At 70.8% G+C, this 16,859-nt stretch carries 16 protein-coding genes, 1 tRNA gene and 1 pseudogene; 2 read left to right on the top strand and 16 right to left on the bottom strand.

Annotation, left to right across the window (positions count from 1 at the left end):
• Positions 1 to 314 precede the first annotated feature (314 nt).
• From ACFVH5_RS39640 to ACFVH5_RS39700, 13 genes are all read right to left on the bottom strand, one after another.
• Positions 315 to 899 (bottom strand): tellurite resistance TerB family protein, encoded by a 585-nt coding sequence (locus tag ACFVH5_RS39640; protein ID WP_385838562.1) that lies wholly within the window; start codon positions 897 to 899, stop codon positions 315 to 317.
• Positions 900 to 1,049: 150 nt separating this feature from the next.
• Positions 1,050 to 1,607 (bottom strand): NADPH-dependent FMN reductase, encoded by a 558-nt coding sequence (gene ssuE, locus ACFVH5_RS39645; protein ID WP_385838548.1) that lies wholly within the window; start codon positions 1,605 to 1,607, stop codon positions 1,050 to 1,052.
• Between the two features lie 61 nt (positions 1,608 to 1,668).
• On the bottom strand, positions 1,669 to 2,469 hold the full coding sequence (locus ACFVH5_RS39650) for an alpha/beta hydrolase (RefSeq protein WP_385838549.1): 801 nt from the start codon (positions 2,467 to 2,469) through the stop codon (positions 1,669 to 1,671).
• 1 nt (position 2,470) lies between these two features.
• A complete protein-coding gene (locus tag ACFVH5_RS39655) occupies positions 2,471 to 3,499 on the bottom strand; it encodes an LLM class flavin-dependent oxidoreductase (protein WP_385838550.1) in 1,029 nt (342 codons plus the stop codon).
• A gap of 52 nt (positions 3,500 to 3,551) precedes the next feature.
• Entirely contained in the window at positions 3,552 to 5,411 is a 1,860-nt protein-coding gene (locus ACFVH5_RS39660; RefSeq protein WP_385838551.1) for an FAD-dependent monooxygenase, read from the bottom strand.
• Between the two features lie 10 nt (positions 5,412 to 5,421).
• The gene (locus tag ACFVH5_RS39665) at positions 5,422 to 6,762 is read right to left on the bottom strand and encodes an LLM class flavin-dependent oxidoreductase (RefSeq protein ID WP_385838552.1); all 1,341 of its coding nucleotides are present in this window, start codon (positions 6,760 to 6,762) and stop codon (positions 5,422 to 5,424) included.
• A gap of 79 nt (positions 6,763 to 6,841) precedes the next feature.
• A complete protein-coding gene (locus ACFVH5_RS39670; protein WP_385838553.1) occupies positions 6,842 to 7,714 on the bottom strand; it encodes an ABC transporter ATP-binding protein in 873 nt (290 codons plus the stop codon).
• The gene (locus ACFVH5_RS39675; RefSeq protein ID WP_385838554.1) at positions 7,711 to 8,622 is read right to left on the bottom strand and encodes an ABC transporter ATP-binding protein; all 912 of its coding nucleotides are present in this window, start codon (positions 8,620 to 8,622) and stop codon (positions 7,711 to 7,713) included. The genes ACFVH5_RS39670 and ACFVH5_RS39675 overlap by 4 nt, the downstream gene beginning before the upstream one ends.
• Positions 8,622 to 9,509 carry an ABC transporter permease gene (locus ACFVH5_RS39680; protein ID WP_385838555.1) on the bottom strand — a complete coding sequence of 296 codons (888 nt, stop codon included), beginning with the start codon at positions 9,507 to 9,509 and terminating at the stop codon, positions 8,622 to 8,624. Before ACFVH5_RS39680 ends, ACFVH5_RS39675 begins: the two co-directional genes overlap by 1 nt.
• A gap of 2 nt (positions 9,510 to 9,511) precedes the next feature.
• Positions 9,512 to 10,540 carry an ABC transporter permease gene (locus ACFVH5_RS39685; protein WP_385838556.1) on the bottom strand — a complete coding sequence of 343 codons (1,029 nt, stop codon included), beginning with the start codon at positions 10,538 to 10,540 and terminating at the stop codon, positions 9,512 to 9,514.
• A 44-nt stretch (positions 10,541 to 10,584) separates the two neighbouring features.
• The gene (locus ACFVH5_RS39690; protein WP_385838557.1) at positions 10,585 to 12,156 is read right to left on the bottom strand and encodes an ABC transporter substrate-binding protein; all 1,572 of its coding nucleotides are present in this window, start codon (positions 12,154 to 12,156) and stop codon (positions 10,585 to 10,587) included.
• A 557-nt stretch (positions 12,157 to 12,713) separates the two neighbouring features.
• On the bottom strand, positions 12,714 to 13,628 hold the full coding sequence (locus ACFVH5_RS39695) for a DsbA family protein (protein ID WP_385838563.1): 915 nt from the start codon (positions 13,626 to 13,628) through the stop codon (positions 12,714 to 12,716).
• Between the two features lie 59 nt (positions 13,629 to 13,687).
• The gene (locus ACFVH5_RS39700; protein WP_385838558.1) at positions 13,688 to 14,149 is read right to left on the bottom strand and encodes an RrF2 family transcriptional regulator; all 462 of its coding nucleotides are present in this window, start codon (positions 14,147 to 14,149) and stop codon (positions 13,688 to 13,690) included.
• 138 nt (positions 14,150 to 14,287) lie between these two features.
• Between ACFVH5_RS39700 and ACFVH5_RS39705 the strand changes: the two genes are divergently transcribed.
• Entirely contained in the window at positions 14,288 to 14,836 is a 549-nt protein-coding gene (locus tag ACFVH5_RS39705; protein WP_385838559.1) for a cupin domain-containing protein, read from the top strand.
• A 39-nt stretch (positions 14,837 to 14,875) separates the two neighbouring features.
• Here ACFVH5_RS39705 and ACFVH5_RS39710 read toward each other — a convergent pair whose 3' ends face one another.
• Both ACFVH5_RS39710 and ACFVH5_RS39715 read right to left on the bottom strand, forming a co-directional pair.
• A complete protein-coding gene (locus tag ACFVH5_RS39710; protein ID WP_385838560.1) occupies positions 14,876 to 15,307 on the bottom strand; it encodes an ankyrin repeat domain-containing protein in 432 nt (143 codons plus the stop codon).
• Complete coding sequence (locus tag ACFVH5_RS39715) at positions 15,304 to 15,705, bottom strand: hypothetical protein (RefSeq protein ID WP_385838561.1); 402 nt, start codon at positions 15,703 to 15,705, stop codon at positions 15,304 to 15,306. The genes ACFVH5_RS39710 and ACFVH5_RS39715 overlap by 4 nt, the downstream gene beginning before the upstream one ends.
• 327 nt (positions 15,706 to 16,032) lie before the next feature.
• Between ACFVH5_RS39715 and ACFVH5_RS39720 the strand changes: the two are divergent.
• Positions 16,033 to 16,459: pseudogene (locus tag ACFVH5_RS39720) on the top strand (TmrB-like protein).
• Positions 16,460 to 16,502: 43 nt separating this feature from the next.
• On the opposite strand, the gene ACFVH5_RS39725 reads toward ACFVH5_RS39720, so the two are convergent.
• Positions 16,503 to 16,576: transfer RNA gene (locus ACFVH5_RS39725), tRNA-Met, on the bottom strand.
• Positions 16,577 to 16,859 lie beyond the last annotated feature (283 nt).

The following is a 16,859-nucleotide window of genomic DNA, read 5'->3' on the forward strand; positions in this document are numbered from 1 at the left end:
CCCAAAAACAACGGCGCCGTCGTGGCCGGCCCCGTCCTCAAACGATCGCGCCGTCGTGGGTGTTCGCGCAGTTCCCCGCGCCCCTAAAGACGACGGCGCCGTCGTGGTCGGCCGCGCCGTGAAAACGACCGCGCCGTCGTGGCTGGCCGCGCAGTTCCCCGCGCCCCTAAAGACGACGGCGCCCGCCCCCGGAGACGAAAAGCCGGGGCGCAGCCCCGTTTTTCAGGGGCGCGGGGAACTGCGCGGCCAGCCACGACGGCGCCGCACCCTACAACCGGACCGGACCGGGCCGGGGCCGGAGCAGAGCGCGTCCCTCAGACGCCGAACTCCGTGGGCGACAGCCCAAGCGCCTGGCACGCCTCACGAATCGCCTGCTGCTCGGACGCCTCGAAGTGACCGTCCGCGCCCGCGACCACCATGCCGGTCTGGACGACCGCACGGGCCTCCGTCGGCTTCTTGGCCGCCTTGGCGATGTCGCGCAGCGCCTCCGCCTTGCCCTGTGCGAAGTTGGCCGTGAGCCGGTCCACGTGCTGGTTGAAGCGCTGGCGCAGCTGGTCCGCGGGGAAGTTCTGCAGCACCTCGTTCGAGGCGATCAGCTCCTCCACGCGCTGCCGCTCCGCCGGGTCGACGTGCCCGTCGGCCGCGGCCACCAGGGCGCACATCGCCATGCTGGCGTCCCGGTAGGAGCCGCTCTTCAGCTCGGCCTTCGCCGACGCGAGCTGGGACTTGAACAGCCCGAGCAGCTGAGCCTTCGAGCCGCCGCCGGAGGAGCCCGAGGAACCGGCGGAGGACGAGCCGGGCGCATGGCCACCGTGCTGTCCCTGACCCGTCCCTCCCCCGCCGCTCCGGGACTGCTGGAGGTTCTTCGCCTGCTCCTTGAGCCGGTCGAACATCGCCACTACTGCCACCTCGGCTTCTGCTGTTACCTGTACACGGTTGATTCCTGTACGCGGTCCGTCAGATGAACGGCTGCCGCGTCAGGAGAGGTTCCCGATTGGCAAAGGTAACGTAAAAAGATCATGTGCAGGGCCGAGTCGGGCGAACCCGGTCTATCCCACGGGCGCAAGCACGGTCGTACGGCCTCCGAGCGCCGCGGAGAACTGGTCCGTGACCTGCGCCAGGGCCTCCGCAGCTCCCGGTGCGACGGTCAGACCGCCGTCGTCCCCGGCGGTGATGTCCTTGTCGAGCGTGAACCAGCCCTGGACGATGTGCGCGGCCCCCATGGAGCTGAGAACCGGGCGCAGCGCGTAGTCGATGGCCAGGACATGGGCCGTACTGCCGCCGGTGGCGAGCGGCAGCACCGTCTTGCCGGCCAGCGCGTACTGCGGGAGCAGGTCGAGCAGCGACTTGAGCAGCCCCGAGTAGGCGGCCTTGTAGACGGGGGTGCCGATCACCACGCCGTCCACCCGCTCGAACAGTGCCGTGGCCTCGACGACGGCCGGGTGCCGGAAGTCGGCACCGAGCAGCGCCTCGGCGGGCAGGGTGCGTACCTCCAGGGAGATGACGTCGTGCCCCTGGTCCCGTAGCCGGTCGTCCAGGTGGCGCAGGAGTCGCGTGGTGCGGGAGGTGGCCGAAGGGCTTCCGGAGACGGACAGAATCGCGGCCATGAGGGGACCTTTCAGGATTCGGGGTTCGGACGTGGCACGTGAGGGGTGGGGCGCGGCCCGCTCACCAGTCGCTGGTCTCCACGACGATCAGGGGCACCAGTTCGTTGCGCAGGGTCTCCAGGAAGGTGACGGTCTCGGCCGCCACGGAGCGGTGCTGGAGGTCGTTCAGCACGTCGTGGTGGCCGCCGCGGACGGTCGACAGGCGGGCGCGGGGCAGGGACTTGGCGGTGCGGACGAGCGCGTCGTGGTCAGCGAGCGGATCGGCGTCGCCGACGAGGATGAGCGCGGGCACATCGGCCTCGCTGCCGTGGGCCGCCGCGAGCAGGGCCTCCGGCACCGGCTCGCCGAGTGCGCCGCGGCGTACCCGGGTGTCGTCCGTGAGCCGGCCCCGGTGGGCGGGGCAGGACGTGCGTACGTCGAGTTCGTCGTCCCAGGTTCCGGCGGCGTCGACGGCGCCGGTGGCGTGGCCGGGAAGTCCGGCGAGTACGACGGCGTCCGGTCGCAGGCCGGTCGGGGTGCCACCCGTGCCGACGAGCGCGGCGACGGCCAGGGCCCCGGTGTCAGCGCCCACGAACACGACCGGTCGGACGATCCCTTCCCCGGTCCCGTTCTCGGTTCCGTTCTCCCCCACGGTCCCGTGACCGGCGGCGGTCAACCGTGCGCCGAAGTCGGCCAGTTGGCCGTCCAGGTCGGCGGCGTCGATGTCCGGGGCATCGACGACACGGACGCGGTAGGCGTCTGCGGCGAGTCGCCTGCCCAGCCGGGTGTAGGTCTCGCGGGTCTCTCCCCTGCCGGGGACCACGATGACGGTGCCGCGCGTGCGCAGGCCCTCGGGGGCGTGGTGGTCGGTGTATTCGGTCATGTCAGACTCCTGCGAGTGCGGGCTCGGTCGCGGGCTGCCAGCCCAGGGCGGGTGCCACCTCGGTCGCGATGAGTTCGAGGGCGCGGACGGCGGTGTCGTGGTCGAGGACGGCGGGGTTGAACTGGGTGATCAGGTCGGTCGCGAGGGGCAGCACCTTCTCCTGCCGCAGCTCCGCGACGATCTCCTCGGTGGAGCCGTAGAAGCAGTGGAAGCGGCGCAGCGCCTCCTCCGGCGCGAGGCCCTCGGGGAAGGCGCCGCTGTCGGCCATGCGCAGCGCCGCCCGGTGCACGTCGTCACCGATGTGCCGAAGGGCCGTGCGCCGGTCCTTCGCCGGGAACACGAACCGGGACAGCCCGATCCGCGGGCGACGCGGCCGGTCCCATGCGTCCAGGTATGCGTCGGCCCAGGGCCGCTGTATCTCGTCGGTGGGTGCGTCGAACCCGTAGGCCGCGCGGTTGAGCAGCAGGTTCGAACCGCCGGCGGCGGCGTGCCGGGCGCCGGGTCCGCTGAAGACGCCCTGCCAGATCCGGTCGGAGAAGTCGCCGGGCGCGGGCTGGACGCGGAATCCGGGTGTACGCACCTCCTCACCGGCCAGGGCCGTGCGCAGCACGCTCAGATGCTCGGTGGTCAACTCGCGCTTGCGGGCGGGGTCCCGGCCGAAAGCGGCGTACTCCAGCTCGCTGTATCCGCTGCCGACGCCGACCTCGACGCGCCCGCCGCTGAGCGTGTCGACGACGGCGACGTCCTCGGCGAGGCGCAGCGGGTCCTCCAGCGGCAGCACCGTGATGGCCGTGCCGAGGCGGATGCGGGTGGTGCGGGCCGCGGCGTGGGCGAGGAACGTCCAGGGTGAGGAGAGGCCGCCACCGCTTCCGGGGACGTGGTGCTGGGCCACCCAGCCGACGTCGAAGCCGAGTTCGTCGGCGACGACGAAGAGTTCGGTCGCGTTGCGGTAGGTCTGGGCCAGGTCGGTGCCCCGCCCCTGCACATGGGTGAGGAAGCCGAGTCTGAAGCGCGGTGTTCCGGTGGTCATGAGGTGTTCGCCTTTCGAAGTCGTCCGCTGCGTCGCCGAGTTGCCGAGCGGCTCACAGTTCGGCTCCGCGTCCGAGACCGCCGGGACCGCTTCCGGGACCGCTTCCGGCTCCGCCGACCGAGACGAGTCCCTGGGTGCCCGTGCCGTCGGTGTCGGTGTCGGCGTCGGCGTCGGCGTCGGTCCCCCGCTCGCCGCCGGCCCCCAGCACCCGGTCCAGGACCGCGCCGGCGCCTCCGCCGGGGAGTTGGGTGCCACGCCAGGCGACGTGCTGATCGGGGCGTACGAGGACGTTCCCGGTGCCGTAGACCGCGCGGGCCTCGGGGTGGGTCAGGTGGATCACGGCGAAGGGCAGTGCCCGTGCCGCGGCCTCCGCGACGAAGGCCTGCTCGACGTCACGGTCCTCGGTGAGCACGAGCAGGGCCAGTGAGACACCGATGCGGTCGTGGAGCGTGCCGCCGTACGGGTCGACGTGTCCGTCGGGGGCGCGGTGGCCCGGTCGCGGGTCGTCCTCGTAGACGTCCGCACGCCAGCGTGGTTCGGAGGCGAGCTGGCCGGGTTCGTACCAGACGGCGCTCGACGCGTCGTAGCGCTCGTCGAAGGTGACGCCCGCCGCCGGGTCCCGGTCCTTGCCGAGCCGTTCACCGATCTCCTGCCGGCGCCGCACGGCCTCCGGGCCGAGGTCGGCGTCGTCGGGGATGCCGCCGCGGCGGATCTCCGCGAGGGTCGACTGGGTGCGGCGGGCCCGCTGGAGGGAGTGGTCGGCGATCCGCCAGTTGTGTCTGCGGCGCTCCTCGTCGTAGGAGTCGAGCAGCGTCCGCGGCGCGTGACCGCCGATCACCGCGGCCAGTTTCCAGCCGAGGTTGACGACGTCGCCGAAGCCCTCGCCGAGGTTGCCGCCGGGAGTACGGACATGCGCGGCGTCACCGGCCAGCAGGACCCGGCCGCGGTGGAACGTCTCGGCAATCCGGGTGGCGTGGTAGAACGTCGTCGCCGAGACCAGTTCGAGGTCCAGGTCGAACCCGAACGCGGCCCGGCCGATCTCCAGCAGCTCGTCCTCGGTGGGCTCGTGGTCGAGCGGGTACGGGCCCGCGTAGACCCGCCACTCGCGGGTGCTCACCGCCGCCAGGAAGCCGGACGCCTTCGCGTTGACGACGATGTTGCTGCCGCTCGGCGCCGCTCCGACCCGGTCGCTGATGTCGCCGGTACGGACGATGAGCCGCAGCCGCTTCTCGGTGGCGTGCTCGCCCTCGCGCCCGATGCCCGCCAGCCGCCGGGTGGTGCTGCTCCCGCCGTCGGTGCCCAGCACGTAGGCGGCACGGACGGTGCGCCGCTCACCCCCGGCCACGCCCCCGGCCCCGTCACCAGCCACGCCAACGCCCACGATCTCGGCGTCGATGCCGTCGGCGTGCTCGTGGAGTGCCTGGAGTTCCCAGCCGCCCGCGACGCTCACGCCCTGTTCCCGCAGCCGGTCGAGGAAGACCTGCTGGAGCACGGTCTGCGGCCGTCGCAGCGCTTCCTCCGACGCGTACGGGGTCGTGTGGCGAGGGGAGTTGAAGGACGGGCGCGGCAGCGGGACCAGTTCGTGTCCGGCCAGGGAGGTGACCAGTCTGGTGCCCTGGTTCCACTCCGGCGGGTAGGTCCAGGCGTCCCGGATGCGCTGGAGCAGCCCCCAGCGGCGGAAGTGTTCCACCACGCGCGGGGTGTGTCCCATCGCTCCGGCCCGTACCAGGGTCGCGGTGCGGGCGCGGTCCACGACGGCGACGCGGACGCCGCGTCCGGCCAGTTCGACCGCGGCGGAGAGGCCGACGGGGCCCGCGCCGACGATCAGTACGTCCACCGTGTCCGGCGGGGTGGCGGCCGGGAACCGTACCGTGTGGACGTCACGCCCACCCGTCACCGACAGTTCGCTCATGTCCCTGTCCTCAGTGGTCCGCGAGGCCGGGCTCGCGGGTGTTGCGGTTGGCGGGGACCGGCAGGCCGAGGTTGCCGCGCAGGGTGTCGGCCGCGTACTCGGTGCGGAACAGTCCGCGCTTCTGCAGAATCGGGACGACACCGTCGACGAAGAGTTCCAGGTCGGCGTTGTTGCGGAAGGCGAGGTTGATGCCGTCGAAGGTGCCGGCGTCGAACCACTTCTCGATGGTGTCGGCCACGGTCGCCGGCGCCCCGACGAACGGCGAGCGGCGGAACTCGCTCACGGACTGGGCTACTTGACGCAGCGTCAGGTTCTCGGCCTTCGCCCGCTCGATCAGCTTGGACGCGCCGGTGCGACCGCCCTTCTCGGCGAGATGGGCCACGTCCGGGAACGGCGCGTCCAGGTCGTGCGCGCTGAAGTCGTACGCGCCGAAGGAGCGGCCCAGGAGCGCGAGGTTGCCCTTGAAGTCGTTGTCCTCCTCGAAGATCTCCCGCTCGCGGCGCTGGGCGGCCTCGTCGGTGGCGGCGACGACCGGTCCACCATGGATGAAGATCTTGATGTGCTCGGGGTCGCGGCCGTACGAGGCGGTGCGCTTCTTGATGTCGGCGTAGTAGTCCTGCGCCTGCTGCAGTGAACCGCCGGGCGCGTAGATGCCCTCGGCGACCTGCGCGGCGAGGTCGCGGCCCTCCTCGGAGACACCGGCCTGGAAGATGACCGGCTGGCCCTGCGGCGAGCGCGAGAGGTTGAGCGGCCCGGCGACCTTGAAGTGTTCGCCCTCGTGGTTGAGTTCGTGCAGTTTGGCGGGGTCGAGGAAGATGTCCCGCTCGACGTCGGCGGGGAACGCGTCGTCCTCGTACGAGTCCCACAGACCGCGGGCGACCTTGACGAACTCCAGCGCCCTGTCGTAGCGGGTGGTGTAGTCGAGGTGCTCGTCCAGCCCGTAGTTGCGGGACGTGCCGGTGTCGAAGCTGGTCACCACGTTCCAGCCGGCCCGGCCGCCGCTGATGTGGTCGAGGGAGGCGAACCGGCGGGCGAGGTTGAAGGGCGAGTTGTACGTCGAACTCGCCGTGCCGACCAGGCCGATGTGCCGGGTGTGGGTGGCGACCGCCGACAACAGGGTCAGTGGTTCGAGCCGGTTGAGATAGTGCGAGGGGTAGGTCGCGTTGATGAACTGGCTGTCGACCACGAACAGGGCGTCGAACAGGGCGTGTTCGGCTGCCTGCGCCTGCTTGATGTAGTAGTTGATGTCGATGCTGGCGTTCTTCGCGACGCTCGGGTCCTTCCACAGACCGTGCTGGCCGGGGCCGCCGACGCCGTAGGGGTGCAGGGCGAGGTGGATCGTGCGGGGCATGCGGATTCCTCTCGGTGGTGCGGAAGTTGAGGGGTGCACAGGGATGCAGGGGTTCGCCGGCGCACCTGGGTGCGCGGGCTCAAGCGTGCAGCAGCGCGCGGAGCCGGTCGCGTTCGGCGCGGTCGGCCGAGGCACTGCGCAGGGTGGGCGCGGAGCCGACGAGCAGCCGGGTGTAGACGTGCTGGGGGTCGGTGATGACGTCGCGGGCCGCGCCGACCTCGACGAGTTCGCCCTGGTAGAGCACGGCGATACGGTCGGCGACCCCGGCGACGGACCCCAGGTCGTGGGAGATGAAGACGAGGGCCACGCCCGCCGCGCGCAGGTCCTTGAGGATCTGCAGGATCTGTACGCGGTTGGCCGAGTCGAGGGCGCTGACCGGCTCGTCGAGGATGACCAGTTTCGGCTCGGTGACCAGCGCCCGGGCCACCGCGACCCGCTGGCGCTGCCCGCCGGACAGCTCCCCCGGCAGCCGGTCGAGCAGGTCCTCGGAGAGCTGGACGCGGGCGAGGAACGTACGGGCCCGCTCGGCTGCTTCCTGTCGTGCGACGCCCTGGACGAGCAGCGGCTCGATCAGTGACTCCTCGACGGTGAGGTCGGGGTCGAGGCTGCGCAGCGGGTCCTGGAAGACGTACTGGACGACCCCGCGGCGGCGCAGCCTGCGCCACTGACGGCTGCCGTACGCCCCGACGTCCTCGCCGCCGATGACGATCCGGCCCGCGGAGGCGCGTACCAGGCCGAGGACCGTGCGAGCGAAGGTGGACTTGCCCGATCCCGTCTCGCCGATGATGCCTACGGTTTCCCCGGGGGCGACACTCAGCGAGACGTCGTGCAGGGCGCGGCGGCGCTGTCGGCGGGGCCCGTAGTGCACGTCGAGGCCGGTGACCTCCAGGACGGCCCGTCCGTCCGCCCCCGTGTCGGCGGACTCCTGTCCCTGTGTCTGCTCGGTGGTCACGATGTCTCCTGCGGCGTGAGGAACTTCTCCAGGCCGTACTGGTCGTGCTCGGCGATGAGCAGTCGGGTGTACTCGTGGCGCGGACGGTGGAGCACGTCGCTCGTCGGGCCCTGTTCCACCACCTCGCCCTCGCGCATGACGAGGACCTCGTCGCACAGTTGGGCGACGACGGCCAGGTCGTGGGAGACGACCACCAGGGCGAGGCCGGCCTGTTCGCGCAGTTCGGCGAGGAGGTCGAGGATCTCGGCCTGGACCGTGACGTCGAGCGCGGTCGTCGCCTCGTCGGCGATGAGGATCCGCGGGTCGGCGGCGATCGCGGCGGCGATCAGGACACGCTGGAGCATGCCGCCGGACAGCTCGTGCGTGTACTGGCCGTAGACCAGTTCCGGATCGCGCAGTTGGACGGCCTGGAGCAGTTCGACGGCACGGTGGCGTGCCTGGCGCCGCTTCAGGCCCTTCTTGACCCGGATGACCTCGGCGATCTGCGCGCCCACCCGGATCGAGGGGTTGAGGTAGGACGCCGGGTCCTGGAAGACCGCGCTGATCGTGGCGCCGCGCAGGGCCGTCCACTGCTGGGGGGTCAGGGTCGCGATGTCGGTGCCGGCGATCTCGACGGAGCCGGCGGAGACCTCGAAGTGCGGGGGCAGGATGCCCAGTGCGGCCCGGCAGGTGAGGGTCTTGCCGCTGCCCGACTCTCCGACGATGCCGACCGTTCTCCCCGGGGTGAGTTCGAAGCTCACGCCGTGGACGATCTCGCGGTCCGTGACGCGGTCGCTGATGCGCACGCCGCGCAGGGTGAGCACGGGTGCGGCGGTCGCGACCGCCGTGGAAAGCTCACCGACGGGCTCGGCTGGCTCGGCGGCACTCAGGGTCGTGCCGGGGGCGGCCTTCTCGGACAGCGTGGTCATCACGCACCTCCGGTGGATACGGGATCGGGCTTGCCGAGGCGATTGGCGCGTGCCTTGCGGGTGTTGACGAAGGCCCGGCCCGCTTCGCCGGAGACGTCGCGGATCGCGTCGGCGAGCAGGTTGCTGGCCCAGACGGTGATCATGATCAGCACCGCGGGGGCGAGGGGCGCCCACGGCTGGTAGCTGAGGTAGCCGAGGTCGGAGGCGAGCAGTCCGCCCCAGGTGGGTGCGGGAGGCTGGACGCCGATACCCAGGAAGGTGAGGCTGGAGACGATGATGAAGCCGACGCCGATGGTCTGGGCGAGTGCGACGGCGATCGGCGGGAGCACCTTGACCCAGACGTGACGGCGGACGATCCAGCCGGTCGAGGCACCCGCGACGAGCGCGGCCTCCACGTACGGCGAGCGGGCGACGGCCAGGGTCGCGGCGCGGGCCACCCGGTAGAAGAGCGGGGAGACCAGCGCTCCGGTGACGAGCATGGCCTGGGTGATGCCGTTGCCCAGGAGGGCGATGACGGCGACCGCGAACAGCAGGAACGGCAGGGCGACCAGGGTGTCGGCCAGCCGCAGGGTGAGCCATTCGAAGGTCCGGCCGAGGTAGACCGACAGGATGCCGGGGATCGCGCCGACCACCAGGGCCATCACGGCGACTTCGAGGGAGCCGAGCACGCTGACGCGTGAGCCGTCCAGGAGCCGGCTGAAGGTGTCCCGGCCGAGGTAGTCGGTACCGAGCCAGTGGGATCCGGAGGCCGCGGCGAGGGTGTTGTCGCTGGTGGCCAGGGGGTTCTGCGGGGCGAGCAGCGGGCCGAGGACCGCCAGCAGCGCGATCAGGGTGAGGACGACCACGGCGATCCGGCCGGAGGTCAGGCTGAGGACGCGGCGCACCATGGTCATACCCCCCGCTGGGATGCCGGTGTGACACGTGCCAGCACCAGGTTGACGATCAGGTTGAAGAGGACGACCAGGACGATCGACACGACGAGGACTCCCTGTACGGCCGGTACGTCACCGGCCTGGGCGGAGTCGTTGGCGAACCTGCCGAAGCCCTGCAGACCGAAGATCCACTCGGTGACGACGGAGGCGCCGACCAGTGCGGGGAACTTCAGGCCGAGGGTGGCCAGGGCCGGACCGATGCCGTTGCGGAGCACATGGCCGAGGAAGATCCGACGGGGACTCAGGCCCCGTACGACCGCGCCCGTCACATAGTTCTCGCGGAAGGCGGCGACGAGACTGCCGCGGAGCTGGCGGGCCACGTCCGCGACCACGTCGAAGCTGAGCGCGAGCGCCGGGAGCGTGATGTGCGCGAGCCAGGGGCCGAAACCCTGTTCCGCCGGGATGTATCCGGCGGAGGGGAACAGATGCAGTCCCACGGCGAAGATTGCGACCAGCACGATGCCGACGACGAACGCGGGCATCACCGAGATCAGGGTGACGAAGCCGGTGATGGCCCGGTCGATCCAGGTGGTGCGCTTGAGCGCCGCGAGCGTGCCGAGGGTGAAGCCGAGGACGACACCGATGATCAGCGCGAACGTGGCGACGGACAGGCTCACTCCGAGGCCCAGGCCGATGAGTGTGGAGATGTCGGCGCCGTTGGTCCAGCTGGTGCCGAGCTGTCCGTGCAGGACACCGGTGAACCAGTCCCAGTACTGGACCAGGAAGGGCCGGTCGAGACCCCACTGGGCCTCGACCCGGGCGATCGCCTCGGGGGTCGCCTCCTCGCCCAACTGGATCCGCGCCGGGCTGAGTCCGCTCATCGACCGCAGCGCGAAGGTCACGAAGGTCGCGACGAGGAAGACGGGCACGAAGATCGCGACCGACCGGGCCAGGGTGACCAGGAGGCGGCCGAGCGTGTGCCGCACCCTGGTCCCGACGACCCCGCGACGGCGGGCAGGCGGGGCCTGTTCCGCGGTCGTCGTCATGGGCTTGCCCCTCTCTTGTGGTGGGTTGTCCGGTGGTACGGGTGTCAGCTGCCGGAGATGGTCACGCCGGTCCAGTCGATGTGGGCCGGGTTCTTCGGCAGGTCCGAGATCGACTTGCTCTTGGCGATGAGGTTCGGCTGGGAGTAGGTGAAGACCAGCGCCTTGCTCTCCAGGCCCGCCCGGGTCGCCGCCTGGAGCACCTGGGTGTAGTCGGGGGCGTCCAGCGGGGTCTTGCGCACCTTGGCGATGGCGGCCTCGAAACCGGCCGGCTCGTAGGGCGTGCTGAGGTTCAGCGGGCCGTTGGGGCCGAAGTGGGCAGTGAGGGTCTGCGCCGCGGAGTCACGGCCGGTCGTCCCGTACAGCGAGAAGGTCAGGTCCTTCGCGAAGAACGGCGTGGCCCAGTTCTTGTCGATCTTGATGGTGACCTTGATGCCGACTGCGGCCAGCTGCGACTGGACGATCTCCGCCTGCGGGTCCTCCGCCGGGATGACCAGGTTCAGCTTGATGTCACCGGACTTGTAGCCGGCCTCGGCGAGGAGCTTCTTCGACTTCGCCGGGTCGTAGGGGTAGGCGTCCTCCGACTTGGGGTCGTAGGCCTCGTACCCCTTGGGGAACGGCTGGTCGGTCACCTCGCCGTAGCCGAAGGTCAGCTTGTCGACGAACTCCTTGCGGTTGACCGCGTGGCGTACGGCGTCGACGACCTTGTCGTTGTCGAAGGGTGCCTTGTTGACGTTGAGGCTGAGGTTGGAGGCGTTGAAGCCAGGCTGTACGAAGACGTCCAGGCCGGCCTTCTTGGCGGCGGACGCCTGACTCGGGTCCAGGTCGGCGAAGTTGTAGACACCGGTCTGGAGTCCGGAGACGACCGTGGAGGCGTCGGGCGCGGAGGTCAGCTCGACGTTGTCGATGTGGATGTTCTTCGCGTCCCAGTAGTCCGGGTTCTTCTTCAGGAGCGCCTTGGTGCCCGGGATCACCTGGGTGACGACGAACGGGCCCGCGCCGACCGGGTTCTGGTCCAGCTTCTCGGGATTCTTCGCCGCCTTGGGGCTGGCGATCTGCAGCACACGCTGACCGAGCAGCTGGGGGATCTGGTAGTCGACCTGACTGAGGTGCAGGACCGCGTCCAGGCCACTGGCGTCCACCGACTTGATGGAGGTCAGGTCGCCGAAGAGCGCCGAGTTCTTCTGCTTCTGCGCCCGCTCGATGGCCGCCTTGACCGCGGCGGCGTCGACCGGCTCGCCGTCGCTGAACTTCAGGCCGGAGCGCAGATGGAAGGTGATCTCGTCGCCCTTGTCGTTGTACTCCCAGCTCTTGGCGAGGTCGGGAACGGCCTTGCCGCTCTCGTCCGTACGGGTCAACGAGGCGTAGGTGAGGGCGAGTTCGCGGAACTGCGCGCCACTGCCCCCGACGACCGGGTCCCAGTGGGTCGGGAAGTACGAAGAGGTCCACTTCAGCGTGGAGCCGCCGCCCGAGGCGGCGGAGTCACCGCCGCAGGCGCTCAGTACGGGAGTGAGCACGGCGACGAAGGCGGTTCCGAGGGCTGCGGCCCGCAGGCGGCCTGCGCTTCTGGACGAACGGCGGTCCGCTCCGGGGCGGCGGGTGATGAGGTGAGCGGGCATCTCGTTCTTCCTTTGGCGGGCTCCGGCCGGGGCCGGGGCAGAAGGAGCAAGGCAGGAGGACCAGACCCTCCGCGTGCGGACCGTCGGCTCAGACCCGGACCGGTGACTGGCCCCGGATCGGGTGGCACGGACATGCCGGGGAAAGCGCCGGCGCGCGCTCGGGGCGCGCGGCGCTCAGGGCAGGAGCGTGCGGGATCGCGGGACTACCGGGGTGGAGGAGTCGACGGGCGCGCACAGGGGCGGGCCGGTAGGCGAAGAAGGTGTGCGACGGGGCACGGAGAGGAGGACGCAGAGGCGGGCACGGCTCGGTCGAGCACCGGAAAGCAAGTGCTGGAAACGGCGGTCAGGCGTCTGCGGACCGGGGACGGCGAAGGGTCAGCGACAGAGTGCGCTGCTGGTGCGCCGCAGGTCCACGTAGCGGCACACCACACCGGGGTGCGTCGTAAGCATGGTGCTCATCCTGGGGGCTCCCGCAACCGACTGTCAATGGACACCAATTGGTGTCTCATTGGGCGGGACAGCGTCCGTCGCAGTTCACAGCCTCGGACGGGCTGGATTCAGCGTGCGGCAGGGTGAGTTGCCGCCTCGTCGGGGTGCAGCCACAGGGGCCCGCCCGCCGTGTCCACCCGCACGGCGCCCGGAGGCGGCCAGTGGCCCTCGGTCAGCAGAGACCGCTCCGGATCGGTGAGGCTGCGGTAGCGCTCCAGCGCGTGCGCCGGAGCGAGCGGGGCGGGGTCCGCCGACAGTCCGGGACTCAGTTCCTCTACGGCCGCCGCGTACTCCTCGAAGGGCCGCCAGCCGGGTACGACGCGGTACTCGTCCGCGGTCCGGACGAGCAGGGTCGGCAGGGCGTACCGGTGTCCGCCCTCGTCGGTCTCCTTGGCCGCGCCCGGATGCGGCGAACCGCCTTGCGCGGTGAGCACCTCGGCCACCGGGCGGCGGGCCTCCAGCCGGTCGGCACGCACCTGCTCCAGCACTGCCCCGGAGGCGGCGTCGACCGCCAGCCGCCGCACGTCCAGATCCGGTACGCCCCGGACCGCGGCCAGGGCCAGGTCGGGGGTGTCCGCCGGTTCGCCGAGCACGAAGACGCTCTCCCGCAGCCGCCGCAGGACCCGCTCGGCCACCTCTTCGCCCTGGAGGACGGCGGCCTTGGCGACGAGCGAGGAGGGCCAGGAGTCGGCCGGCATACGGCTGAGCCGCACGGGGCGCGGGGCCCTGCTGTGCGAACTGATCTCCTCGACGTAGCGCGCATACCAGGCCGTCTCCGCCGCCGGGTCGGGCGGCGGATCGTCGTCGTGGTCGAAGAGGATCGCGTACGCCCGCCACCACCGGACCCGGCCGGCCAGTGCCACCCGCAACTTCCTGAAGACGGGCTCCGATCCCCAGGCCCAAGGGCACAACGGGTCGGTGTACTCGACGACTTCGACCGGCGCCGGGGCCAACGCCCCCGGTTGCGGGGGTTGTTGGGGCAGCCGCTGCGGCCTCGGTTTCGGCTGCGGTTGCGGTTGCGGTTGCGGTTGCGGCCCGGGTGTCACGCGGCGCCTCTCCGGGCGAGCCCTTCGGTCGCTACCGTCGCTGCCGCCGCTCCCGTCGCTCCCCTGGTGAGCAGCGAGGTCAGCGTCACCCCGCCCAGGACCGCCGCGGCACCGGCCTCGACCTCGCGCCACACATCGGGCAGGCCCGTCGCGGGGCCCGGGTAGTCGAGACCCGCCAGCGGCTCGCCGCGCAGGGTGATCAACTCGCCGTCCACGGCACGTGTGACGTCCAGCAGGGTGATCTCCTCGGCGGATCTGCCGAGCCAGTAACCGCCCTCGCAGCCGCGCTGGCTGCGCACCAGGCCGGCTCTGCGCAGTTCACCCACCACGGACTTCAGGAAGCGGAACGGGATCTCCTGCGAGGAGGCGATGGCTTCACAGGTGAGCGGACGGGAAGGTTCGCGGGCGAGCTCCAGCAGCGCCCTCATGGCGTAGTCCGCCTTCGCGGAAATATGCATGCGCACATCATGCCTGAGGAGCGGGTCGGCACGCGGGGCTTCAGCCGCTTGTTTCCCACATTGCGGGAACATTGCCGCAGGTGAAAGCCAAAGGACACCTCTTGACATCCTTTTCGGGACCGCTCTAGCGTCGCCGCCATGAGCGAGCCGCTGACGACCCCCGGTGAGGGTTTCCACCCACACCTCCACGACACCCCGGAACAGCCGACCGCATCCCTGCGCAGCCGTCTGCACCACATCCGCGCCGACTCCCTGGACGGCGACACCGCGCAGAGCGGCGGGATGCGCAGGTTCGCGGCTGTCAGCGGAAAGACCGTCGGCTCCGAGAAGCTGTGGATGGGCCAGACACATGTGGCCCCCTCGACGGCTTCCTCCGACCACCACCACGGTGAGTCCGAGACCGCCATCTATGTGGTGAGCGGGCACCCGGAATTCGTCTTCATCGACGACTCGGGGCACGGCGGGCCCGACGGCGAGGGCGGAGGCGCGGGCCAGGGCGAGGGGCCGAAGGAGGTACGGCTGCGGACCTCTCCCGGCGACTACATCTTCGTACCGCCGTTCGTCCCGCACCGGGAGGAGAACCCGGACCCGGACGACGAGGCGGTGGTCGTCATCGCGCGCAGCACGCAGGAGGCGATCGTGGTCAACCTCCCCCAGCTGTACGCGCTTTCGCCGGACGAGTCCTGACGCCTTGAGCGGTCCCGGTGCCTCGGGACAGGGGCTGGGTCAGGTGAACTGGCCGGACGGTTGGGCGCCCACGGCGAGGAGCACGTCGATCGTCTCCGGATATGGCCCGGTCATCGCCCACTCCAGCGGGGTACGGCCCGCGCCGTGATCCTCGCGGAGCTGTGGGTCGGCACCGTGCGCCAGAAGCGCACGGACCGTCTCGACGTGCCCCCAGCAGGCGGCCCCGCACAAGGGTGTGCCTTCCGTACCGTGTCCGCTCTCGGTGTCGGGCAGGGCCCCGGCCGCCAGCAGGCACAGGACATTGCCGGTGGCACCGTGGACCGCCGCGGCGTAGAGCGGCGTGGTGCCTTCGGTGTCGGCCGTCCCGGGGTCGGCACCGGCTCGCAGGAGAGCGCCGATCCGGGTGCTGTCGCCGAAGGTCGCCGCGCTGACGAGTTGTCGGGACAGCTTCTTCTGGCGCCGTCTGTTCACCGGGCTTCCGACCTCACGTCCGAACCCGTAGGGGTCTCCCCGCCCGCGTGGAACTCACGAACCACCCGGATCCGGCCGACGATGTGCGCGTTGAACTCATCGAGCTCCTCGGCCGGTACCCACAGCTCCAGGATCGTCCGGCCGCCCGCCTGTTGGACCGGATACCTGCGCACGAAGTCGGAGTCGACCTCGAACCTCGTGACGAAACCGGCGCCGTCGTGCTTGACGTTCCAGTCCCGCGCGATCCTGACGGCGTAGTCCTCGTTGAGAACCGGGTAGAAGATCGGCTGCTCGGGAAGCCGGGGCGGCCAGGCACACCAGTCCAGCTCACGGACCAACTCCAGCTCCTTGGGACCGGTGGGGCGCCACAGGGTCGTCGTCGCTCGAAGGCCGGTCACTGGAATCACTCTCTGGATGATGAGGCAGGACGAGGCAACCGCTGCCGCGGCCTGCCGGGGGCCCGACGGTATCGGGAGCGCCGGCGCGACGGCCACCGGGTTTTCGAGCGGTCCCTCAGCGGAGACTTCGCCGTGACCGCGGAGAGTGACTGGGGAGCGCCGAATCCTCAACTCGCAGCCCGCAGGCGGCCGATCGACTCGGCCGGACTGGACCGTGCCGTGCTGAGCCGTGCCGTGCTGAGCCGTGCTGAGCCTTGCCGTGCCGCATGCTGATCCGGTGGGTCGGACCCGACTCGCGGGCACGGCAACGGAGTTGAGGGGATCACGTTGATCGTCTGGGTGAACGGGGCATTCGGCAGCGGAAAGAGCACGCTGGTCGACGAGTTGCGTCCACGCCGGCCCGACGCGCTGGTCTACGACCCGGAGATGGTCGGCTATGTGCTGCGGGAGATCGTGGAGGTCCCGACCGGCGACTTCCAGGATCTTCGGCTGTGGCGGCGGCAGGTCGCGAGCCTGGCGGTGGGACTGGTCGAGGAGTACCGACGGCTGGCTCCATGCGCCGGGCGATCCGGAGCGGGAGGCGCTGGTGCGGCGCTGGTGCAAGGAGAGGATCGGGCCGTGCATGGCCGCGGCCGACACCCTGCCCGCCGACACGGTGTTCCTGGACGGCGAACTGCCTCCGCGAAAACTGGCCGATCAGGTACTGGCCCGTATCGGAGCGGGGCCGGACCGGTCGCAGAACCCTGAGGGCTAACGAAAGAGGGCCCGGACCAAAAGGTCCGGACCCTCTTCGACAGTAGCGGGGACAGGATTTGAACCTGCGACCTCTGGGTTATGAGCCCAGCGAGCTACCGAGCTGCTCCACCCCGCGTCGACATGTCTCACTCTACGCCATCATCGAGGGCCCCGATGACCACCCACCGCGACCACGCGGCCTCCGTACGGCTTCCATGCGGCGGATCCGACCCGCGTGAAGGTCTCTGTGAAGGCCGGCGTGAAGGCCTGCGTGAAGGCGGCGTGAAGGCCTGCGCGGAGGCCTGTGTGAGGGTCTGGAGAAGCCCCCGGACGCGCTGTGAATCGGCTGACAACGCGGGTAGTCGAAGAACGCACCCGGCCATGGACGGGTGTGGCGGCCGCCGTCGCCTGTCTGCGAC

The organism is Streptomyces sp. NPDC127119 (assembly GCF_042677425.1).
Taxonomy (GTDB): Bacteria; Actinomycetota; Actinomycetes; order Streptomycetales; family Streptomycetaceae; genus Streptomyces.